This is a genomic window from Saccharobesus litoralis (assembly GCF_003063625.1).
In the GTDB taxonomy this organism is placed as follows: domain Bacteria; phylum Pseudomonadota; class Gammaproteobacteria; order Enterobacterales; family Alteromonadaceae; genus Saccharobesus; species Saccharobesus litoralis.
The window spans coordinates 5,545,162-5,567,663 of record NZ_CP026604.1 but is presented as its reverse complement, the minus strand read 5'-3'; the positions used below and the strand labels follow the sequence as shown (position 1 = coordinate 5,567,663).

Here is a 22,502-nt window from a genome sequence, read left to right as displayed (position 1 = left end):
CTCAAAGAGTTAGTGTTGGCATTCAAGTATAAAGTTTTTGGGAAAAATTTATTTAATAGTTCTTATTCGGTAATAGTGGATCAGGGTTGTTGCAGTTACAGGCCAGATCGCCATTTTTTTGATACCACTCTTCATATACCCCAGTTCGGCAGTTGGCTCGAACAGATTTGCATTCTTGTGCGTGAAATCCTTGACCTGAAACTACGTGCTGGCAACCAACAACCGCAAATAAAAATAGAATAGGTGCTAATTTTTTCATGACTTACATCCTCTAAGCTCACTTAACTATTTTTAATTTAGCAGTGAATCGCAATCGAGAGTGTAACCAAGTGTAACTAGTGTTCGGCACAAACGTTACGCATTGCAAGGGCCGAATTTATTTCGGCTAACACAAGGTTTGTCGATGTAAAATTGACTATTCAACTAAGCAAATAGAGCCAACAAACTTAACCTTTGTAGACGAGCGTTTATGCTTGTGGGCCAGCAAGCCTAACCTATGTAGACGAGCATTTATGCTTGTGAACCTGCTTTTTATTACTTATTTAATTGGTTTTACCAAATTTATATCAATCAAGTTTTAAGAAATATGGCTAAAAATAATATAAATAAGTGAGTTGTGGTCAATTAAATTGTTGTTGAAAAAAAATACATTTTTTTTCAACAGGCAAACCATTTGAATTATTCGCAAACGGAGATTTTGTTGCTTTTAAAGCGAAAAAATAGCAAGTTTGTTTAGCGAATATGCGCACAAATTGAGTGCGTAAACGTCTACCCCTTGTTCTATTTGGTTTCATGCCACTTTTTCGCTTAAACAAAATGAGTCCAATAAATTGCGGTTTATGTACTAAAAAACAAAATTAGTGATCACTTGGTACACTGAAATGTCGCTCTTACAATATTGACCCGTGGTCAAGTTGTTGATTTTATTGGTTTTATAGCAAAACCTTGTTTGCATATATGTGTTAATTTTTTTACGATTTTGTAAATAAAGTGAGAGCTAAAAATAGCAACACAGGGCTATAACCCTGTTTGTTGTTAGTTTGGAACTGTTTGTAACCTGCAGGGTAGCGCTTTTGGCTCAATTGGAAATCAGGATGATGTTTATCTTTGTGTCTTTAATTAGAGGTAATTAAAGATTAAAAGGCAAGATAGGCAGTATCACTTAATGGGTGGAAAATGATGGCTGATGAAATAAATAACAAATCAAAGCAAGCTCTCGAGCGATTATTAAACGCGGCAACCTCTTCGGCACAAACAGCCAATATTCACAAGTTTGATTACTTTGTGCAATCCAATATCGCTGAGCAACAAGGAATTGAGCGGCGTATGGCAACAGAATATGCCGCTAATGAAGTTTTACTAAAACCTTTCGTTAAATAAGCATACTCCAAGTTCAAGATTAAGTTTTACATATGTGTGTGTTTCTTACACAGGGTAACCTGAGTGTTAATTTGTTTAACCACTCACTATAAGTGTTTTTAAGGTTGATATGATCCCATTTTTGTCTAAGCATTTAACAAGGTTAATCCTTTTGCCTTGTCTTTTATTATTGCTAGTTCTGGCATACGAAACGACGGCTGTTTATTACCAAATGAACGATGCTAAAGCTATTTTGTCGCATGCCCATTTAGTTAAGGCGACCAATAATTTCGTGCATGAAATGCAAAAGGAACGTGGCATGTCTGCGGGCTTTTTAGGGGCCAAAGGCAAAAAGTTCGTAGCGCAGTTAGCTAAACAACGGCAGCAAGTTGACTCGCGCTTGCAAACTTTAAAACAAGTGATAGAGCAGCATGAGTTAAATGAGTTGATAGCTGGGGAGTTGCAGCAATTAATGGTTAGTTTAAATAAGCGTGAGCAGATTAGGCAGCAAGTTGATTTGTTCGCCATTGAGACTCAAGACATGCTGGCTTATTACACAAATAATAATAAAACTGTGTTGGCGTTAAATGCTGAATTAGCCAAACAAACTTCCAGCAAGACAATATCTCAGCAACTTGTCACCTTGTATGCGTTTTCTTTAGCCAAAGAACAAGCCGGTATTGAGCGTGCTGTGCTTAGTAATGTTTTTAGTCAAGATGAATTTAGCGGATCGCTTTATCAACGTTTTATTCAACTGGTTAATACCCAAGACAACTATACAGCCGTGAGCCAAGCCTTGGCATTAAGCAACTTTACCCAAGAGATAACTCGCTTATTAAGTTCGCCACAACAGCGCGAAGTTGAGCGGTTTAGGCAATCAGCGTTGGCGAAAAATGCCAACTTTGCTATTGAGGCGACTGCTTGGTTCGATGCAGCGACTCAGCGTATCAATCAGTTAAAACAAACAGAGACTGTGTTACTTGGTCAAATCCAACAGACAGCACAAACGCTACATTTTAATAATGTTATTAACTTACTGGTTTATGTGGTGATCACGTTATTGGCTCTAGCGATTACCGCGGCTATCTATTTTTGTTTGCGCTCGACACAGCAGCAAGCGGGCGCAATAAACCATATTATTGACCAAGTGATTAGTCAGAGTGATTTAACTCAAGATATTCCTATTATTTGCCAAGACGACTTGGGGCGTGCTGCGAGTAATATTAATCGTGTGCTAGGTAAGTTTCGGTCTGACTTATTGGTATTTCAACAATATGCCGAGCAAGTTGCTACGGCAACTCAAGAAACCTCTGTGGCCGTAGAGCAAAGCAGCCGTAATTTAACTTTGTTAAAGCAAGATATTACTAGTATTGCAGGTGCTGTTGAGCAAATGAGTGCCTGTATTCAAGATGTGAGTAATCATATGCTTGATGGCTCGGCAAACGTTAAACGCGCAACCGAAGATACCGAAAAAGGTAGCTATGCTGTTGAGAGTGCCGTGTCGGAAATTCAGAAATTAGCTGAAGATGTGACTAGCTTGGGCTCAACTATCGATAACCTTAACAGTAGCGTCGTTAATATATCCGGTATGGTTGAGGTGATTAGTTCCGTTTCGGAACAAACTAATTTGTTAGCGTTAAACGCGGCGATAGAAGCGGCAAGGGCAGGAGATCAAGGGCGTGGATTTACAGTTGTTGCAGAAGAAGTACGTAATTTGGCCTTTCGTACTCAAGAATCGACCGAAGAAATTTCAGGTAATGTGAATGCCTTGCAGCAGGGGGCTAAGGAAGCTTACAACGTGATTGAATTAGGTAAGCAGCGGGCGATGGATGCAGTGGGTTCGGCTGAAAATATCACTGCAGTTTTAAAAAGTATCGTCAACAACATGCGTTCAATCGATACGGTAACTGAAACCGTATCCAGTGCGGCGAATGAACAAAACTATGTGATCCGAGAGATAAATAGCAATATTTGTCGAATTGATGAACAAGCGACTGAAAATGTGGTTGGGGCTCAGCAAATTGCTAGTTCCGCCAACCAATTGGCTGAAATAGCCAACAGTATGCATGATATTGTTTTAGCCTATAAGGTGAAGTAAGAATAGAGAATGGATAATAGCGAAAGGGGATAAATCAAATAGGGTTTTAGAGAGAAATAGAAACTCTATTTTACGTCCAGAGTTGTTACTAATAAGCACTGAGTCAATATTATTAATAATAATATTCCTCCCCCCCAAACTTGAATGCAGAGGATTGCGGTTTCGCCAACATTGCTCCAAATGTAATGGCGACAGAGTAGCAAGGAAGCCACTCTTTTCTTTTTAAATTTTTGTTCTCATAACCTGTGAAGTACTTGATGAGCGTATTGAGTCTGTGCCTGATGTTTGCGGCGCTTCAAACGTGTCATCATAAATAAAGTTGATATCCTCACCGTGACCTTGCCAACTAAAGCCGTTAAAGAATATATCAAACCAGCGATCATCATTGATCAGCGACAGTTTGTCAGAGTGTTTTTTGTGAGTGATCATCTCGACCTCCATTTACACATTAGCTACGAGCTTATCTTGTGTGGTATTTAACCAATTAGATAAGGCAAGAGTAATGAGTTAAGGTGACACTTGAATGAATCTGTTCTGATTGCTACTAGCAATTTTGTAGTATAAACGGGGTCACTAAGACATTACTCTTAGCTTAAGTTTAATGGATGTGTATCGGCAAAAAATCAGTCAAAAGCGCTATTGCTGTAGGATATTTCCGCTACTCTTGACAGCTACCAACCATTGTTAAATAAAGGTATAGTCAAAGCGATCAGGTTTTAGGGGAAGCCGTCAAGCTTCGAGACCCCATGAGCATATGCTCTATTATGTGATTGGGGCGAGTAAGCGCCGACAATGAACCATAAGACCTGAGCGAGAAGACTATATCTATTGTTGGGTCTTTTGTTACTTGGCATTAACTTGAATCTTGTACTTTGCTTGGCTGTCGAAGGAATAAAAAGTTTAGCAAGATAATTGAATAATGTTTTGCCAACTTGGCGCTAGCTAGAATCAAAGTCCTTTACGGATCAGGTACAAATAGGGTTTTTGGGTTGTTTGGCTTGCGATGAGAGTGTGATCCATAAAGCGACAAAAACTAGGGATGTCTCGGGTGGTTGAAGGATCATCTGCTGTGACTAATAGGGTTTGACCTTCTGCTAATTTACGCATGTTGACTCGCACCATCATTACTGGCTCAGGACAACGTAAGCCCATGGCATCTAATTGTTGATCTGCATTAGCAAAGTCCGACATCTTATCATCTCATTTAAAGCGAAGCCGGTTATTTTAATTAACTGATTATGTGATGCAAGCAGAGCGTTAAAAACCCAGCTGTAAATTTAGGTACAGTGAACGACCTGCACGCTGTGGTAAGGCATTAATTCGAGTATTGGCAATATCAGGTTGATACACGGTATTGGCTTGCAATAAGTTATCAATAAACAAGCTTATATCGGCCGAGTTAAACCTTTGGCTAGTTGTGAGTGACGACAATTGCCAATTGGCTTTTAGTGTTAGGTGGTGGTAAGCCCCAGTATTGTTATTAATTACACGGGTGTTGGGATTAAATTGTTCCGCTTTGGGTTGAGCGCTTAACCATGTATTAAATAAACCTAATGACAGTGTATCGTTATAGCTGTGATGGATCCCTATTTTGATCATATGCTTGGGCGTTTTTTGTATTTGTGCAATACCTCTATGATCTTGATTGGACTGATAGCTCCAAGAGCCAGTATAGTAAGTCTGTTTGCTGGCTTCATACGACATTTCTAATTCGCCTCCATCCACTTTTAAGGCGGCTTTGTTGGAAAAACTAAAAGGAGGTGGTGAACCAGGTGTTAATTCAGGCCCTAGAGCGTCTTCATATTCAGTATTAAACCATGCGGCGGCAACACGAAGGTTATGCAATTGATAAATTAACTGCATCTCCGCGGTTGTGACTTTTTCTGGCTTTAAATTGGGATTGCCAACAAGGGTTGGTGATTGCAGTGCTAGCTCGGCACCATAAGGCGAACGAAACGCTTCTGTCCATAATAACTTTAGATGCCAATCGGTATGTAAGTGCCAATTTAACGCGAGTTTAGATGAAAAATCAGAATCACGACTTACTTGATTGGCATGGGTCATATTGGCTATATCATTATAATGCTGGCCAAGAGTCAGGGTTAAATCTTGAGTAATAGCACTGGTTAGTTGGTAGTACGCTGACCACCATTTTAAATCCCAGAATGCGCTTAAGTTGGGGTTGCCTAAATCGTCACCTTTTAACCTGTGATAAGTCGCCCCTGCAGTAAGTTGACTCGATGAGTTGAGTTGACCTGTAGTGCTCACTTCTAGCAGGGTGTTATGCCCGTCAATATCTATCCCTCCATCAGCTGTGTGGCGTTTGTGGTGGTTTAAAGTGAGGTGGGTGGCTAGCTGCCAGTCTTGATTAATCGCCTGCTCATAGCCTAAATCTAACATTTGATGATGTTTGTCGTAAGTTGTGGCAGGCCAATGTTGCACAAAACCAGAACTGATAATCACTTCATCTACTTGGCTGATAAAATAGCTGAGATTAAAGTTTTTATAGTTTAGTGCAAAGCGCCCGCCGAAATCACGATGAGCATAGTTAACTGAATCGCGAATATCGTTTTGATCCGTCGTGGTGTAATCCCAACCATTAGAGTCTAACCATTTTAAATTGGCGGACAGGTTGAGATCACCTTGTTGGTAGCCATAGGCCCCTTCAAGTAATTGCGTCGCAAAGCTGCCGGCTCCAAGTTTCAGGCTGTTTTTTTGTGTTGGCTTGGTGATGATATTGATCACCCCCGACGTGGCATTACTACCGTATAGGATAGAACCGGGGCCTTTGATAACCTCAATGCGCTCGATACTTTGGATTGGAAACGTGCGGTAAATAGTGGTGTTTAATCCGCCTGTGTTGCCATCGCGAAAGGGGCGTCCGTCGATTAATAACAGTGTGCGGCGATCAATTGAACTGGAATGCTGCCCTCTGATAGAAACGAAGTTATCGCGCAATACACTGCCGCTAAGTGGGTTGAGGCCAGAGACTCTACGCAATATATCGTGCAGGTTATTGGCGCCAAATGCTTGTATTTCCTGCTTTGAAATGACAGTGATATTCGCTGGCGCATTATTTTGTTGCTCTGCGCTTTTCGATGCCGTAACCACTTCGATTTGCATCAATTGCTGCAATGACATATCCCAAATACTTTCGACCGCTAAGGCGTAAGGCATAGAAGCGAAAGTATTAAGCATAGCAACTAGGCTTATTGATAATGACCGACGGAGCATATGCAAAAAAGGTTTAAGTTTTTGAATAATCATTAAAGTATAGAGCAGAGTCGTAATTTTGATTAATTACTGATTAATAAATTACTTAAAATTGAGTTATTGGTTTTTATCTCTTAATTTTTGCAGTTCTATATCCTTTTTCTGCCATAAGCCATTCAGCCAATTTTGAAAGCCTTGTTTAAAAGCTAAATCATTATCGTAATCGCCTAAGTGTTGCGTGGTTATAGGGATAAATTCAATGCGTACCGTTAGCCTTTTTAGTTTTCCGCAGGCGGCAGCGTGCATTGCTCCCTCTGGGTTGTCTGGATAGCATAAGGTTGTATTTAAAATACCGGAAAATTGCTGACCCATGGTGGCTAATGCAAAGGCGATCCCGCCCGCTTTTGCGGGTAGTAAATGGCGATAAGGGCTTTGTTTCAGTTGATGTTTTTGCTTGGTAAAACGCGTGCCTTCAACAAAATTAATAACCGTGACGGGTATAAACTTAAATTTTTCGCAAGCTTTTTGGGTGGTGGCAATATCGCATCCGCGCTTTTCTGGGTATTTGCTTAAATATTGTTTGCTATAGCGTTGCATTAGCGGCATGTCCAACGCCCATGCTGCTAGGCCAATAAAAGGAATTTTCAGTAATTCACGTTTAAGAAAGTAGCGGCCCGCCGGCATTTTGTTGATACATAAATAACTGATCAGCATAATATCGAACCAGCTTTGGTGATTGGCTAGCAGTAAATACCAGTTGCGCGTATTTAGATGCTCAATGCCTTGTACATCAAACTCAATCGGATTAAAGCAGCGGATAACCAGCATATTGATATAAGCCCAAGCGTGCATAAAGCTTTCAAGCACACGTGACCATTTAAATTTTAATTGGCTTGGCAGCAAGAGTTTGATCACCCCGCCGAGAATAATCAAACTACCCCAATAAACTAAATTTAACGATAACAACAGGGTGATGATTGGGCGAATGATAAAGCAGGGTAGGTGTCTTAGCATAAAATGGTATTGATGAGTATGTCTTGGCTTATATTAAAACAAACAAAAAAGCTAAATGGGCGATATTCATTTAGCTTTGTATAGTCAAAGCGATCGGGTTTTAGGGGCGGGTTTCTAGTTCCAGACGAAACCTAAGTACTTACATCCATGTAAGCAAAGCCGTCAAAGCTACCGCATCCGTGCTCACGCTCCTTACCTACATCCATGTAGGCAAGCTTCGAGACCCCATGAGCATATGCTCTACTATGTGATTGGGGCGAGTAAGCGCAGACAATGAACCATAAAACCTGAGCGAGAAGACTATATTTGGATAATAGAAGGCATTTGATTTAATAACAAGTTTAGGGGTTACCATTTGTTTGCTGTGTTTAAACTTAGTCCTGTTTGGCGATTGCTGCTGATGGCCGTCGGAGCCTTTCTAATTTACGCCAGTTGGACCTTATGGGTTAATTACAACTTAGACCCAGCGGCGGCATTTTTCTCAGCATGGGTTTATGGCTTGTATTCGTTTTCTATTACCTTGCTATTGTCTGTTACTAATGAAATTGCAGCGAAAAAACTCAACCATGGTGCCCGCGCTTTAGCTATGTTTATTACCGTGCAAACAGGGTTTATGATAGGGGTATCTTATCTGGTTAATTACCTTGCAGGTACGCCAGACATTATTAAAACCATCGCGCTAGGTGCAATACTAAGTATAATATTTTCAACTAGTTATGTACTTGGTTTACGTCAATCTAAGCTACACTAAACAACTGTTATTGTTCTGTTGATTTGAGTTATGTGTGAATTACTTGGCATGAGTGCCAATATACCGACCGACATCTGTTTTAGCTTTTCAGGTTTAATGGTGCGTGGTGGCCAAACAGCTGCTCATAAAGATGGCTTTGGTGTTACCTTTTATGAGGACAAAGGCTGTCGCACTTTCAAAGATGCTTTGCCTAGTTGCCAATCTGAAATCGCTAAACTAATTAAGCAATACCCAATTAAAAGCTGTTGTGTTATTTCACATATACGCCAAGCGAACCGTGGTCGGGTGAGTTTAGAGAATACCCATCCATTTTCGCGAGAAATGTGGGGACGAGATTGGACATTTGCCCACAATGGCCAATTAAAAGGGATAAAGCTGCTAAAACTGTCGTGGTATCAACCGGTTGGTACAACCGATAGCGAGCATGCGTTTTGTTGGTTATTGTCACGTATTAAAGACAAATATCCCAATAAAGCGCCGCGTGATATGAAAACTTTATTCCGTTATGTTGATAAGTTAGCCGCGCAATTAAACGCTATGGGTATTGCCAATTTTTTCTTAAGTGATGGTCGCTATTTATATTGCCATTGCAGTAATAACTTGCACTGGATCACCCGCCGCGCGCCCTTTGGTGTAGCAACATTACAAGATGTAGAAATGACGGTCGACTTTAAACAAGAAACTACGCCCAATGATGTGGTTACTGTAATTGCGACTAAGCCTTTAACCACCAATGAACACTGGCATCAAATGCAATCAGGTGAATCAGCGTTGTTTAATTTAGGTGAGTTAACGCCTTTGTAGCTTGTGCTTTTTATAGTCTTCTCACTCAGGTCTTATGGTTCATTGTCTGCGCTTACTCTCGACTTTGGCTCCTGCGTCGTCCTACTACCTAAATCCCTTTAGGCAACCCCAATCACATAATAGAGCATATGCTCATGGGGATTCGAAGCTTGACGGCTTCCCCTAAAACCTGATCGCTTTGACTATAGTAATTTTGTTTTTGGCTTGACCTTACACTAGATGTAAGGTTTACACTTACATTATGTGAACGATTTTGGTTGTCATAATGAAGATTAGTCAAGTTGGCCAACTCGCCGGATTACCGGTAAAAACAATACGTTTTTACGAAGCGCAAGGTTTGCTATCGCCAGTTGAGCGTGCAGCCAATGGGTATCGGCAATACAGCCAAACGCAAGTTAATCAATTACAGTTTATTCAACGCTGTCGCGCGGCAGGTTTTTCACTTGATGAATGCCGGCAAATGATGGATTTAGCCAGTAACCAACAGCGCCACAGTAAAGATGTGAAACGCCTAGTTATCGACAAAATTGCGCTGATTGAACAGCAAATTACCACCTTGCAGCAAATGCAAAATACCCTGCAAGCCCTAGCTGATCGCTGTTCAGGCGATGAGGGCGCTCGCTGTGCCATTCTCGAAGCCCTCTGTGCCCAATCACCAACTCAACAAAACTTAAAGGATAGTTGATGATGTCTAATTGTTGTTCTTCTAAAGCAAAGACTGAGCTTGAGCCTGAGCTAAAGATCACCTCGGTTGCACCAAATACCGATAGCCAAGGTACGCCATTTACACCTAAACGCGCACATAAACACGAGCATAAACACGCGCATAAAGAGGCTGTGGCAACACCATCTTGTTGTCACGCGGCAACGCAAACTACAACGTGCCAACAGCCAAAGCCGAGTGGGCTTGAACAATCCGACCATCAGGCTGCGGGTTGCTGTGCACCAACGCAGCGCCGCTTAGATTATGTGCTTTGGCTAAGTATATTGGCCTGCTTGGGGTTGTACCTGACGGCATTAGTGTCGAGCGAGACAACCCACAGTTCATGGCAACATGCTGCGTTTGGCGTGTATGAATTGGTGAACACCATGTGGTGGAGTGTGTTGTTAGCTATTTTATTTGTTGGCTTGTTAAGTCAAATACCTCAGCAGTTTGTAACCGCTATTTTAGGTCAAGGCGGCACTAAGCGTGGTTTGCTACGGGCAACCGCTGCTGGTGTGTTAATGGACTTATGTAATCACGGCATATTAATGGTTGGCATGAAATTGTACCAAAAAGGCGCCAGTCTCGGGCAGATCATGGCCTTTTTGATTGCTAGCCCGTGGAATTCTATTTCACTTACTTTGATTTTGATCGCCTTAATGGGCTGGCAATGGACACTGGCTTTTGTATTGCTATCGGCTTTATTGGCACTCAGTACCGGCTGGCTGTTTGACCGCTTTGAACAAAACGGCACTTTACCGAAAAACCCTTACCAGCATGCGTTGGCAGCCGACTTTAAATTTTGGCCTGCCGCTAAAGCCTCGCTTAGGGCGACGCAGTTTAATCAAGCGTGGTGGCAAAATACCTTGCAGCAAGGTGTAAAAGGCTCTGTTATTGTGATCAAGTGGTTGCTGATTGGTATTTTAATGGCGGTGGCGATCCGGACTTTTGTCAGTTTGGATAACTTTCAAGATTGGTTTGGTCCGACCTTGATTGGCTTAAGCTTGACCTTGGTAGCCGCGACTATTATTGAAGTGTGTTCGGAAGGCTCAGCGCCTATTGCTGGCGATTTAATGACCCGAGCGCAAGCCCCTGGAAATAGCTTTGCTTTTTTAATGGCTGGGGTGGCGACTGACTACACTGAAGTTATGGTGATCAAGCAAACTCTAGGCTCTTGGAAAGTTGCATTATTTTTGCCTTTACTAACCTTACCGCAAGTGCTGGTTATTGCTTACGCCCTAAATGTTACATTTTAATAACAATTTAATTAACTCTCACTGAGCAATTAGAACAAAGTTATCTCAAAAAGCTATCTAAATAACCTAAGCTTATAACAGTTCCTTTCAAAATTTGGCTGAGGCGAACATGAAGTTGTTATGTTTGCGTTTGGCTGTTTTGCTGTATGTTGGCTTGGGGGTTTTAGGCAACAGTTATGCTGAACGGCAAGGGGAGCGGCTTGACGACCCGCAGCAACAAGTAGGATCTGAGCAGAATGTAAAAAGTGTCGATTGGCATTGGCAAGTTATTGCTGGGCATGGTGGTACGTTAACCCAACAAGATTACCCAGATGCTAAACACTTTATCGTGCCATTAGACGAAATAATTGCGGATCTCAAAGCGCTTTATGAAGACTCCTTGCTCAATAGCAGCAGTCAAATTAACGTGACTTTACCAACCCAAGACGGTCAAGGTATTCGCTATCAACTTAGTTATGACCCTGTATATAGTGCTGACTTTACGTTTCAACACCCAGATATTTTAACTTTTAAAGGCCACGCGGTAGACAACCCTATATTAACAGGGCGGTTTGATATTGGCCCTTTAGGTTTTAATGGTATGTATCAGGTGAATGGTGAAACTTGGTATTTAGACGCGATATTGGATAGTCAACAGCGACAGGTTTTGTACCCTAGGCCTAAGCAAGGGCGCACGGTCGCTGATCAATTACAACATATTAGTGCAACTCAAAGTGAAGACGAGCCTCATGGCTCAGAGCAAAAAACGCCAGTTATTGCCGCTCGCGGCTCATACAGCAATGGCGGAAAAGTCGAGTTAACCACTTACCGCATCGCAATATCAACCACGGGTGAATATACCCAATATTTTGGCGACAAAAGTAAAGCCATTAATGCCATAGTGACTACTTTGAATCGGGTTAACGCAATTTATCAACGAGATCTGGCTATTCGCTTAGCGTTAATTGCCAACAATCAAGTTTTAGTTAGTGAACACCCAGATAGCGACCCATTTGAAAACAGCCCGACTTCACGTGATTTACGCGCTAATCAGCAATTAGTGGATCGGGAAATCGGCGTTAATAATTATGATCTCGGCCATGTTTTTATGACCGGCAGTGGTGGCTTAGCCACTATTGGTAGTGTTTGCCATCAATCTACTAATGGTCAAACCGGTTTTAAAGCCCAATCGGCTACAGGTTTGAGTAATCCGATTGGTGATGCATTTGCTGTCGAATATGTCGCTCATGAAATAGCCCATCAATTTGGTGCTTTGCATACCTATAATGGCACTATGGGTAGTTGCGCAGGGCAGCGCGCTGCGAATGCCGCATATGAACCAGGGAGTGGCTCAACAATTATGTCTTATGCGGGTATCTGCGGTGCGCAAAATTTACAATATGACGCAGACGATTACTTTCATTCTATTTCTATCGACCAAATCAATGACTATATTCGCGTTGGTCAAGGCGCTAGCTGCGGCACTACACAAAACTTAAATAACAAAGCGCCATTAGTTAGTGCGGGCAACAATCAAGTGATACCTGCGCTCACGCCATTTGTTTTACATGGCCAAGCAAGTGATCATGAGGGGGATGTATTGTGGTATTCATGGGAGCAATTTGATTTAGGTGAAGCGTCTAATTCCGTCGCGCAAATGAAAGATGTGGCAAATAAGCCAATATTTAGAGCTTGGCCATTGACCCAAGATAACTTCCGTTATTTTCCGCGCTTAGAAGACGTGGTGGCAGGGCGTATCAAATTAGGTGAAAGTTACCCAAATTCTGATCGTGATTTGACCTTACGTTTAATTGTGCGCGACGGGCAAGGTGGTGTCGACAGTGATACGCGAACGATTAAGGTTATTAAACAGGCAGGTCCATTTCAAGTGACTAGCCCGAGCCGCACTGTCAATCTACAAGGCAATAGTCATTTGCAGTTGAATTGGGATGTTGCACGAACCAATCAACCGCCTATCAGTTGTCAAAAAGTCGATATAATTTTATCGAATGATAAAGCAACGAAATTTGATAATGTGTTAGCTAGCCAAGTCGCTAATTCTGGTGCTTACACCATTGATTTTATGCCCAATCAAGATCTCGATAACGGACGCTTAATGGTTAAATGCAGCAGTAATGTCTTTTTTGCGTTAACGCCGGCTGCGCTTAATGTGCAGGCAGTAAAAAATTTATCAGCACCCAAGATAACCCGTCTGCCGACTCTGCAAATATTAGAAGATCAAACTTTACATTTAACTCTTAGCGATTTCTACATTGTCGATCAAGACAGTACTCATTTTAAACTTTTGATCACAAGTGGCGCTAATTACAGGGTGGAAAATGATGTAGTGATCCCTGAGCCAGAGTTTAGCGGCAAGCTTAATGTCAACGTGCAAGTATTTGATGGTGAGTTGTATAGTGAACCTACGCCAGTTTCTGTAACTGTGCTACCTGTCAATGACGCCCCTATTGCAGTGAATGATTTTGTCGCCGTGGCTTTTGGTGATAATTTAACTCTGGACGTTATTGCCAATGATGTTGATCCTGAACAGCAACCATTACATTTGCTAGCGGTTAATTATCAAGGACAGCACAATCTGCAAATTAACGGTAATACATTAAGTTTTAGTAGCTTATCGCAACAAGGTATTGAAACCTTTAGCTATCAAGTGAGCGATGGTGAATTGATCAGCCAAGGGCAAGTGCAAATTAGTGTGCTGCCGCTTGGGTTGGCGCCAGTTAATCAGACTCAAGCCTTTCATTATTCAATCGACGAAGATACTCACTTGACGCTTGATGTAGCGGACTTTTTCTCGGGCCATTCGTCGTTAGATGGCACTAGCTTAGTCGTTGAAAGCGGAGACAACTACCGTGTCGAGGCGCAATCACTTATTCCCAATCGAGATTTTCATGGTGGGTTAACAGCGCAAGTCAGCATTTATCGCGATACGGTGCAATTGGTTACTTACCCCATTTCGGTCCAAGTGAATGCGGTAAATGATGCGCCGATTGGTCACGATGATAGTGTGACCATAAATCAAGGAGAGCGGGTGTTGATCCCTGTGTTAAACAATGATTGGGACTCAGACTCTAATTCGCTGCGTATCGCCAAGCTTGATTATCAAGGAGCGGCACAGGTACAAATTATTGGCGATGACCTTGAGTACAATGCTAGTGATTCCTTTAGTGGTTTAGATATTTTCACGTACACATTAAGTGATGAACAAGGTGCAACCAGCCAAGTGACAGTACGGGTAACAGTATTGGAGGCTAATTTAACCACAACTCGAGGTACCGAGCCTGTGCCGCCCGCTGGCGGTGGCTTGGCATATTATTATGTTTTGTGGTTTGCATGTTTGCTAGTATGGCGTAAACCCATAATTAATGAACCCGATTATGTGCAAAAGAAAACAGCTTGAGTTAACTAAAAAGCGACTTGGTTTGTTTTGTGCGGTCACTATTTTGTTGACTAGTGCTTGTGCTAGCCAAGCAGAAAAACACAGTTTAGCTTGGTTTAAGCAAACGGATGTTAAGTTGGCACTTGAGCAAGCCTTACAAGTTAAAGATTATCGACTTTACGCTTATGCACGACGAGCTGTGGTGATCCCGAGTCGGCGCTTTGTCAGTGTGGATGACGTTAAAAAATATTGTGGCATTATTATCGCCAAGCAGTTGGGCGACATATTACCTAAAGACAAAGAGGTGCGCGACTTGCGTCAGCACGCTGAGATGTTTATTAAGCAGTACAACCGAGAAATGTTAGCCCACTGTATGCAGGCTAAACGTGTTCCAGTGAATCAATAAAATTGGCTTTTAGTAACTATTCTGCATTTCAAGCAGTAAGCCTTGGCTTCCAGCTCCCCCCTGTTTTCGTGCCTGTTTGGATGCAAGTACTTAGTATTTGCTAGGAACAACATTCTGTAGTCTTGTTCTTTTGGGTAGAAAAGTTTGCAGGCTCAGCAAGCATAAATGCTCGCCCACAATAAATAGAGCCTGTTGCAAGTTGCAACCATTCAAATAAACATTACGCCAAACCCAAAGAGCGAAATTTACCCTTGTAGGTTCGAATTTATTCGAATAACACCAAAATGTCCGGTTACGCGGATTTAACCACCGCCAGCGATGGTTAAATGATAGTGGTTTTCAGGCTCAGCAAGCATAAATGCTCGCCACAAAAACTTTATACTCTAAAGCCGCTTTTTCGCAAAAGTCATTAGATTCATTAACTTATTCGAAGATATGAAACGGCCTATGGCTTATCAATTTCCTTATGCTGAATAATTACAGCTTTTATTCATTAGGGCAAATGCTAAACTGCGGGCTATTAATACTGTTAGTAGTTAATCAGCAATATGATCCAAATATTAAAAGTTAAGTTATTGTCCGGCATTCATGCACGAGAAGACTGGGAATGTACATTCGAGGTGCCAACCGATTGGGATCTCGTCGATTTACATTTATCGATTCAAAAATTGGTCGATTTTGATAATGATCATCTGTTTGAATTTTATATCGGTAATACTGAATTGTCGCACGAACGACAGCTTTTTATGTGTGACGAAGATTCGATAGAAGACACTAGCATTGCTGAAATTCTTGAATTGATGAAAGGCAAAAAAAAGCTGTTTTATATGTTTGATTATGGTGACAGCTGGCGTTTTCAAATATCTAAATCGCGTAAAAAGCCGTATGCGGTCGATCCGAATGTTGAGTATCCGGTAATGTTGACTGAAACTGGCACAAAACCCGAACAATATCCTGGTTGGGATGACGACTGGGACGATGATTAGGGCGAATAGGCACGGTTATTTAACCTAAAATCATTGGTTTTTATTGCTAGTTTTCATACCAAAGTCAGTTGCTTGATACCAAAGCGTATGATCTTGATAGGGCGTGTCTTCCGGTAATAGGGAATTCGCTATGTCTAAGTACAAGGCGTGATTTTCGTTAGTCAGCGGGAAAACATGCGCGGTAAGTGGATGCTGCTGCATAAAGCGCTCAATTTCCCCTTCTTTGGCTAATGCGTGTAAACCAACCTCAATCCATTTAGCGAGCGCTTCGTTTTCATGGCGTGTAAAAAAATACACGGCAAATGGATAGTGCAATAAAATGCCATCATAGCTAACTAAATCTGGGTATAGGGTGTAGCGCAGTTCCAGTTCTTTTTTGTAATCATGATAGCCGCGTGGAAAATAATCACAGCGGCGGTTAGCTAACATTTTAAACAAGGTTTCGTATTGTACGCTCGTTGTGACTTTTAAACCGGCGTCTTTTAATATTTGGGTGTCTGGCCAATGAGTGCCTTGGCAGGCCACTAAAGTTTGTAAACGTTCTAGTGAATTAACCTTATCAAACACTGCATGTGACTCTTTGCGAATAATGAGCTTACGGTAGCCAATTAACCCTCGGGTTGTCGGGACTCGAATGGCCCGTAATTTATGTTCAGCAATCGTATCGGTTCCTAACCAATATACATCGAGCAATTCCCCTTTAATTAGCTCGGCCATAGCGCGTCCTTGTGACATATCAAACGTGGCTACAATGTCTGGAATAGCGCGGCCTTCACTGGCTTTGATTAAGGCTTTTTCTAACAACTTGATGTGATAGTCGTGTGAAATATCAAAACTTGATCTGGCCTTCGGCACTTTTAATTGTATAGGTGTTTTTAATTGAGTAGGGGCTTTTAATTGTGTTGGCACTTGGGCAAAACAAACAAGCGATGTTAATACGCTAATTAACAATACAGTGCTTTTCAGCCATACCCATTGCAATGAGGGATGATTTTGTTTAGTTGGTTGCCTATTTTCGGAACGGTTTAATATTGCCATTGCAAACTAAGGTTCAATTGTCTGGTGATAGGTTCTATTTCCCCTTCAGGGTAACCTAAAACAGATGGAATATATTGTGTTTTATTTAGCAGGTTTATCACACTTAAATTAAAACTGATATCTGAGCGCCACTGCCAATAATATGCCATATCTAAACGGTTGTAGCTTGCCAGTGATTGACTGTTCTCGCTTTGATTGGCTTGCCATTGATCTTTAAACGTCCAATTAGCATGAATGGCACTGTGTTGATTGATTTGATAACTCAGCCCCATGTTCAGCATCCACTTGGGAAACATCACATAGTTAATATGCGTTATGTCGTTTTGGCTGGCGACATAACTGGATTTGAGATCCAACAACCAGTCATCTAATTTTACTTTGACTGCGGCTTCCAATCCTTGGCTGCTGTTTTCACCACTGTTTTGGAATTGAGTCGAAAACACAGGATCATTGTCAATGGCTGTCGATATTATTCCGTCTTGCCAGTGGCTATGAAAATAACTGACCTGATAGGCTAAGTGGTCATTGAGTTGGTGTAGCCAAATCAGTTCATAGGTTTCAATTTCCTCTGGTTTGATGTTCTGTGAGCCTTTGATGGCGGTGGAGCCAAATTGCTCTAAACTTACCGCCGCGCGAAACGCAGTACTATACAGCGCTTTGACAGTTTTATTATTTTCTATTTGGTATATAGCACCTAACCTAGGTGTAGTTTGGTTGCCAAAGGCTTGGTAATCATCAAGGCGTATTCCTAATTCAATGGACAATGGGCTAATGGGAGTAACCCAACGGCCTTGAGCAAATACACTGTTAATTTTTCGAGTTGCACCTTGTTCGGCTTGTTCAATGGTGTTTTGTCTTTGCCCTTGTTGATCGATGATATGGGTGTGTGATTTGGCTATTTTTTGTTGATAATTTTCCACACCGACATAAAGTCGATTGCGGTTTTGATCTTGGTATTGCCAAAATGCTTGTGCACTATGGGTTTTAAGTTGATGGTCTTGTAAAAAAATCCCTGTGCCAATTTCAAAACTATTTAGGCGTTTATTGTTCCATAAATAGGTTTTTATGCCTATTTGGCTGGCGTCAGTCATTTGATATTGGCTACTGGCTTGCCACAAATTAATCGATTGATCTGCCATGCTAATATCGTTTTGTTGATAGCCGAAGGTGTGACCGCCACCGACAAATTCATCGCCGAGCATATTGTTGTGGTGATAACTTATTTTATAACTTAATTTTTGCGTTGCAGCGTTGTGCAGCTTTAAGTTAAAGCTTTGAGCTTGGTATTGAGTCTGTCTCGCGGTAAGTAAGTTGTCGTTTAAATTAGTATAGTGCCAGCGCCATTTTTCACTATTACGGCTATCGGCCGAAAGGTTCAGCCATCCAACATTAGGTATTTCTTGGCTCCATTTGAGGTTTGCTTGTTGATAATCGGGTGAGGCAAGTTGTGCACCTAGTTTAACTTCGTTTTTTTGTCGGTAATAAGTATTGAACTGCAATGTACCGTGAAATGCATCTGTACCATATAAGGTTGAACCTGGCCCTTTTACCAGCTCAATACTATCAACCACGCCTAGCGTGGTATGTTCACTATTGTATTGGGCTGAGCCAAAAATCATGTCGTTAACGGGCACGCCATCAATTAGCGTTGCGAGGCCGCGCACAGACAAGAGTTGCGCATAGCCACGTACCGCTATGGCATGTCCGCCAAAAAAAGTAGGGTAAGCTTGAATCGAGGGGGTTCTGAGTAAGGCATCTGTATTTCTTCTAGCTCCCCATCTTAGCCATTCTTCTTCATTTATTTTTTCCACACTCGCCGCTGCCGAAATGCGACTTTCAGCAAATAAAGAAGCGGATGACACTGGGATGTCGATTAGTTGCTCCAAGCTTAGTTCAAATAAATCTAATTCACTGTTGTGGTTTTTCGCCACAGATGTAAAGGACACTAAGGCGAGCATACTGATGAATAAAAAATTTTTATACATGCCTTTCCCTCAAAAACAACTTCTTTAAATTTAGTCGACTATTAGCGAGTTACCTAAAACTTATGTGAAATTATATAGCCTTCTTGCTCAGGTCTTATGGTTCATTGTCGGCGCTTACTCTCGACTTTGGCTCCTGCGTCGTCCTACTACCTAAATCCCTTTAGGCAGCCCCAATCACATAGTAGAGCATATGCTCATGGGGTCTCGAAGCTTGACAGCTTTGCCTACATGGATGTAGGTACTTAGGTTTCGTCTGGAACCAGAAACCTGCCCCTAAAACCTGATCACTTTGACTATAAGTTGGTATAATGCCATTTCATTATTTCAGATAATCGAGTTGTTGTGCAGCAAGGCTTTTTACTTTCCCGCCATAGTCAAGACATAGATACCCAGCAAGGTGTTTGTAGCCAAATTGAACTTTGGTTGGCGACAACTCAAGGCCCTGTTAAATTGCAAATAATGGGCGAAAAACCGTTATTTTTTATTCAACAAATTGATGCGGCACAGGCTAAACCATTATTAGCCAAACAAGGTATCGAGTTTGAGTATAAGTCGCTTGGTTTAAAAAGTTTTGAGCAACAGCCTATTGGCGCATTTTATTTTCCGACAATCTCAGCCCACTATAAAGCGCAGCGAGTGCTGAAAAAACACAATATAGTGTTATTTGAAGATGATATTCGCCTTGAAAACCGCTACCTAATTGAACGCTTTATTCAAGGTTCGTTAAGCTATATTGGCGATAGCCAGTTGAGCTTAGGTCATCAAGTGATCCGTCAAGCCAAAGTTAAACCGAGTGAATTTAAACCCCAGCTTTCAACCCTATCATTAGATATTGAATGCTCTATGCAAGGCGAGCTATACAGTATTGCCCTGCAAGGGTTGGGAGTGCGTCGTGTATTGATGATAGGAGATGCTGAGCAGTGGGGCGACAGTCAAGAGTTTGCGATAAAGGCACAAGGCGCACAGCCTAGATTAGATATTTGCTGGGTAGCGGATGAAAAAGCGTTATTGCTCGCACTTGAGTTGCATATTACCCAACTTGATCCTGACGTGATCATTGGCTGGAATGTGGTTAACTTTGACTTTCGTTTGTTAGTTAAACGCATGGCTTTATACGGCTTAACTTTAAAGTTAGGGCGAGGTCATAGTGCTATGACATGGCGCGATAACAAAAGTGCGCCCTCGCAAGGGTTTGTGACCTTGCCTGGTCGGGTGGTGGTAGATGGTATTGATGCGCTTAAAACGGCCACCTACCAGTTTGATAGTTTTAGCTTAGAATTTGTCGCGCAGGCTTTGTTAGGGCGCGGTAAAAAAATTGAAGATGTCAGTAATCGTGGCGAGCATATTACGCATGATTTTCTCCATAACAAACTTAAACTGGCCGAATATAATCTTGAAGATTGCCAATTAGTCTCTGATATTTTTGAGCATACTCAAATCCTCGACTTTCTTATATTACGTAGCCAACTAACAGGGTTAGAGTTGGATAGGATCGGCGGCTCGGTTGCGGCATTTACTAATGTTTATTTACCCAAACTGCATCGCGCAGGTTATATAGCACCCAATTTACCTAAAGGTGGCGGTTTAGCTAGCCCTGGCGGTTATGTAATGAATTCGCTTCCTGGCTTGTATAAAAATGTATTAGTGCTCGACTTTAAAAGCCTATACCCGTCAATTATTCGCACGTTTAAGATTGATCCTATGGGCTTAATTGAAGGCTTATTGACGCCAGAACAAGCCATAGAGGGGTTTAAAGGCGGGTATTTTTCGCGCGATAAACACTTTTTACCTGATATTATTTCAGAGCTATGGCGCCAGCGTGATCAAGCTAAGCGTGATAAAGATGCGCCTCGCTCGCAAGCCATTAAAATTTTAATGAATAGTTTTTATGGGGTGCTTGGCTCGGGAGGTTGTCGTTTTTACGATACGCGTTTAGCGAGCTCAATCACTATGCGTGGCCATCAAATTATGCAGCAAACGGCTAAATGGATTGAAGCGCAAGGCTACAAGGTGATTTACGGCGATACCGACTCAACCTTTGTTTGGTTGGAAGGTGATATTAGCCCGTCACAAGCGGCTGATATTGGCAATTCGTTAGCTGATATGATCAACCAAAACTGGCAACAAACTTTACGCGACGATTTTGCGCTGGATTGTTACCTAGAGCTAGAATTTGAAACTCACTTTCAGCGTTTTTTAATGCCGACTATTCGTGGCTCGGAAGCGGGCAGTAAAAAACGTTATGCTGGCACGGTTAATAAAAACGGTAAAATACAAACCGTATTCAAAGGGCTAGAAACCGTTCGTAGTGATTGGACAGAGCTAGCTAAAGAATTTCAAACCACCTTGTATGAAAAAGTGTTTAACGACGAAGATGTGCAAGATTATGTGCAAAAGGTGGTCACGCAAACCTTGAATGGCGAGCGCGATCAACAACTCGTTTATCGTAAGCGTTTACGGCAAAAGCTGAGTGATTATGTGAAAAACGTGCCGCCGCATGTTAAAGCCGCGCGGATTGCCGATGATGAAAATACCAAACGTCATTTACCCCTGCAGTACGACAAAAAAGCCTGGGTTAAATACGTGCTGACAACGCAAGGTGCCCAGCCGATCAATTATCAAACGGCTAATTTTGATTACCAGCATTATATCGACAAACAGCTTAAACCCATCGCCGATGGTATTTTACCTTTTGTTGGTCAGTCGTTTGAACGAATCATTGATCGGCAGTTAAGCTTGTTTTAGTCGAAATTTATTTCGACAATAGCAACTGAGCTGCTACAGGCTTGGTTTCCAGCGGCGACCTTGTCTAAGAACAACATACTCACAATTGAAAAGACCACATTAGAGCTTGTTATTCCTATCGCCATTTTATTATTAGCCACAGCTTAGCGACTTGGGTATATTCACCACATATAATCACTACAATGCGTAATCAATTATTGAGTTTAAGATGTCTCACTTTTTAAAAATCGGTATAGCCGCAATCACTTTATTGGCGTTATCAGCTTGTACTCGAACCACACCGTTACAAGATGCAATGCAAGACATGGCACAAGGACTAAAAACGCTAGCAAGAGCCAAGCAGGAAAACGAGCGTGAGCAAGGCTTGGCTCAGTTTAAACTGGCGTTAACAATGGCCAAAACCATGCAAGTTAAGCCAGAAGATCAAGCGGATTATGATAAAGGCTTAGTCGAAATTGGTGACACGCTGGCCGAACTCGAAGCGGCTATTCAAACCGGTGACCGCAAGGTTATTGGCGAAGTGGTTAAAAAAATTAAGAAAATCAAAGACAGCTACCACGAAAAAATTATTGACGAGCCACAGCGTTAATTAGCTGATCGCAACTTGTTCACCGGCTCAAAATTAAAGACCAGAACCATTGTAAGGCCGAATTTATTTCGGCTAGCACAAGGTTATAAACTCAACCATTCAAAACTTTGAGTTAAAGCACGAGCGGTGTAAAGCTTATGCTCTACAACCGCTAGATTGGCTTATGCAATGAACAACTC

At 41.8% G+C, this 22,502-nt stretch carries 18 protein-coding genes; 11 read left to right on the top strand and 7 right to left on the bottom strand.

From position 1 onward, the window contains the following. Nucleotides 1-52: 52 nt before the first annotated feature. On the bottom strand, nt 53-259 hold the full coding sequence (locus C2869_RS21340; protein WP_108604838.1) for a hypothetical protein: 207 nt from the start codon (nt 257-259) through the stop codon (nt 53-55). A gap of 917 nt (nt 260-1,176) precedes the next feature. Here C2869_RS21340 and C2869_RS21335 point away from each other — a divergent pair. Together C2869_RS21335 and C2869_RS21330 are read left to right on the top strand one after the other, a co-directional pair. Then, complete coding sequence (locus C2869_RS21335) at nt 1,177-1,380, top strand: hypothetical protein (protein ID WP_108604837.1); 204 nt, start codon at nt 1,177-1,179, stop codon at nt 1,378-1,380. A gap of 151 nt (nt 1,381-1,531) precedes the next feature. Further along, entirely contained in the window at nt 1,532-3,457 is a 1,926-nt protein-coding gene (locus C2869_RS21330) for a methyl-accepting chemotaxis protein (RefSeq protein WP_159084269.1), read from the top strand. A 222-nt stretch (nt 3,458-3,679) separates the two neighbouring features. Here C2869_RS21330 and C2869_RS21325 read toward each other — a convergent pair whose 3' ends face one another. From C2869_RS21325 to C2869_RS21310, 4 genes are all read right to left on the bottom strand, one after another. Next, entirely contained in the window at nt 3,680-3,886 is a 207-nt protein-coding gene (locus C2869_RS21325) for a hypothetical protein (protein WP_159084268.1), read from the bottom strand. Nucleotides 3,887-4,405: 519 nt separating this feature from the next. Further along, nucleotides 4,406-4,648, bottom strand: coding sequence for a sulfurtransferase TusA (tusA, locus tag C2869_RS21320; RefSeq protein ID WP_108604834.1), 243 nt, complete (start codon nt 4,646-4,648; stop codon nt 4,406-4,408). Nucleotides 4,649-4,714: 66 nt separating this feature from the next. Continuing rightward, nucleotides 4,715-6,655, bottom strand: a complete 1,941-nt coding sequence (locus C2869_RS21315) for a TonB-dependent receptor plug domain-containing protein (RefSeq protein WP_159084267.1) — start codon at nt 6,653-6,655, stop codon at nt 4,715-4,717. A 132-nt stretch (nt 6,656-6,787) separates the two neighbouring features. Continuing rightward, entirely contained in the window at nt 6,788-7,684 is an 897-nt protein-coding gene (locus C2869_RS21310) for an acyltransferase (RefSeq protein WP_108604832.1), read from the bottom strand. Nucleotides 7,685-8,048: 364 nt separating this feature from the next. Between C2869_RS21310 and C2869_RS21305 the strand changes: the two genes are divergently transcribed. From C2869_RS21305 to C2869_RS21275, 7 genes are all read left to right on the top strand, one after another. After that, a complete protein-coding gene (locus C2869_RS21305) occupies nt 8,049-8,435 on the top strand; it encodes a hypothetical protein (RefSeq protein ID WP_159084266.1) in 387 nt (128 codons plus the stop codon). Between the two features lie 30 nt (nt 8,436-8,465). Beyond that, a complete protein-coding gene (locus tag C2869_RS21300) occupies nt 8,466-9,239 on the top strand; it encodes a class II glutamine amidotransferase (RefSeq protein ID WP_108604830.1) in 774 nt (257 codons plus the stop codon). Between the two features lie 265 nt (nt 9,240-9,504). Then, nucleotides 9,505-9,924, top strand: coding sequence for a Cu(I)-responsive transcriptional regulator (gene cueR, locus C2869_RS21295; RefSeq protein WP_108604829.1), 420 nt, complete (start codon nt 9,505-9,507; stop codon nt 9,922-9,924). After that, a complete protein-coding gene (locus tag C2869_RS21290) occupies nt 9,924-11,198 on the top strand; it encodes a permease (RefSeq protein ID WP_108604828.1) in 1,275 nt (424 codons plus the stop codon). Before cueR ends, C2869_RS21290 begins: the two co-directional genes overlap by 1 nt. Nucleotides 11,199-11,307: 109 nt before the next feature. Continuing rightward, a complete protein-coding gene (locus tag C2869_RS21285; protein ID WP_108604827.1) occupies nt 11,308-14,595 on the top strand; it encodes a reprolysin-like metallopeptidase in 3,288 nt (1,095 codons plus the stop codon). Continuing rightward, nucleotides 14,573-14,980 carry a hypothetical protein gene (locus C2869_RS21280; protein WP_108604826.1) on the top strand — a complete coding sequence of 136 codons (408 nt, stop codon included), beginning with the start codon at nt 14,573-14,575 and terminating at the stop codon, nt 14,978-14,980. Before C2869_RS21285 ends, C2869_RS21280 begins: the two co-directional genes overlap by 23 nt. A 548-nt stretch (nt 14,981-15,528) precedes the next feature. Next, nucleotides 15,529-15,966 carry an IS1096 element passenger TnpR family protein gene (locus C2869_RS21275; RefSeq protein WP_108604825.1) on the top strand — a complete coding sequence of 146 codons (438 nt, stop codon included), beginning with the start codon at nt 15,529-15,531 and terminating at the stop codon, nt 15,964-15,966. Between the two features lie 30 nt (nt 15,967-15,996). Here C2869_RS21275 and C2869_RS21270 read toward each other — a convergent pair whose 3' ends face one another. Together C2869_RS21270 and C2869_RS21265 are read right to left on the bottom strand one after the other, a co-directional pair. Continuing rightward, the gene (locus tag C2869_RS21270; RefSeq protein WP_108604824.1) at nt 15,997-17,004 is read right to left on the bottom strand and encodes a type 2 periplasmic-binding domain-containing protein; all 1,008 of its coding nucleotides are present in this window, start codon (nt 17,002-17,004) and stop codon (nt 15,997-15,999) included. Next, nucleotides 16,992-18,989: a TonB-dependent receptor plug domain-containing protein gene (locus C2869_RS21265; RefSeq protein ID WP_108604823.1), complete on the bottom strand. Its 1,998-nt coding sequence runs from the start codon at nt 18,987-18,989 to the stop codon at nt 16,992-16,994. The genes C2869_RS21270 and C2869_RS21265 overlap by 13 nt, the downstream gene beginning before the upstream one ends. 342 nt (nt 18,990-19,331) lie before the next feature. On the opposite strand from C2869_RS21265, the gene C2869_RS21260 reads away from it, so the two are divergent. Together C2869_RS21260 and C2869_RS21255 are read left to right on the top strand one after the other, a co-directional pair. Further along, nucleotides 19,332-21,734 carry a DNA polymerase II gene (locus C2869_RS21260; protein WP_108604822.1) on the top strand — a complete coding sequence of 801 codons (2,403 nt, stop codon included), beginning with the start codon at nt 19,332-19,334 and terminating at the stop codon, nt 21,732-21,734. Between the two features lie 208 nt (nt 21,735-21,942). Continuing rightward, nucleotides 21,943-22,323 (top strand): cytochrome b562, encoded by a 381-nt coding sequence (locus tag C2869_RS21255; RefSeq protein ID WP_108604821.1) that lies wholly within the window; start codon nt 21,943-21,945, stop codon nt 22,321-22,323. Nucleotides 22,324-22,502 lie beyond the last annotated feature (179 nt).

Excerpts from the sequence above, each read along its gene's own strand:
- C2869_RS21310 (WP_108604832.1), bottom strand. The coding sequence starts at position 7,684 with ATGCTAAGACACCTACCCTGCTTTATCATTCGCCCAATCATCACCCTG.
- C2869_RS21300 (WP_108604830.1), top strand. The coding sequence starts at position 8,466 with ATGTGTGAATTACTTGGCATGAGTGCCAATATACCGACCGACATCTGT.
- C2869_RS21275 (WP_108604825.1), top strand. The coding sequence starts at position 15,529 with ATGATCCAAATATTAAAAGTTAAGTTATTGTCCGGCATTCATGCACGA.
- C2869_RS21280 (WP_108604826.1), top strand. The coding sequence starts at position 14,573 with ATGTGCAAAAGAAAACAGCTTGAGTTAACTAAAAAGCGACTTGGTTTG.
- cueR (WP_108604829.1), top strand. The coding sequence starts at position 9,505 with ATGAAGATTAGTCAAGTTGGCCAACTCGCCGGATTACCGGTAAAAACA.
- C2869_RS21265 (WP_108604823.1), bottom strand. The coding sequence starts at position 18,989 with ATGTATAAAAATTTTTTATTCATCAGTATGCTCGCCTTAGTGTCCTTT.
- C2869_RS21315 (WP_159084267.1), bottom strand. The coding sequence starts at position 6,655 with ATGCTTAATACTTTCGCTTCTATGCCTTACGCCTTAGCGGTCGAAAGT.
- C2869_RS21290 (WP_108604828.1), top strand. The coding sequence starts at position 9,924 with ATGATGTCTAATTGTTGTTCTTCTAAAGCAAAGACTGAGCTTGAGCCT.
- C2869_RS21270 (WP_108604824.1), bottom strand. The coding sequence starts at position 17,004 with ATGGCAATATTAAACCGTTCCGAAAATAGGCAACCAACTAAACAAAAT.
- tusA (WP_108604834.1), bottom strand. The coding sequence starts at position 4,648 with ATGTCGGACTTTGCTAATGCAGATCAACAATTAGATGCCATGGGCTTA.
- C2869_RS21340 (WP_108604838.1), bottom strand. The coding sequence starts at position 259 with ATGAAAAAATTAGCACCTATTCTATTTTTATTTGCGGTTGTTGGTTGC.
- C2869_RS21255 (WP_108604821.1), top strand. The coding sequence starts at position 21,943 with ATGTCTCACTTTTTAAAAATCGGTATAGCCGCAATCACTTTATTGGCG.
- C2869_RS21285 (WP_108604827.1), top strand. The coding sequence starts at position 11,308 with ATGAAGTTGTTATGTTTGCGTTTGGCTGTTTTGCTGTATGTTGGCTTG.
- C2869_RS21325 (WP_159084268.1), bottom strand. The coding sequence starts at position 3,886 with ATGATCACTCACAAAAAACACTCTGACAAACTGTCGCTGATCAATGAT.
- C2869_RS21335 (WP_108604837.1), top strand. The coding sequence starts at position 1,177 with ATGATGGCTGATGAAATAAATAACAAATCAAAGCAAGCTCTCGAGCGA.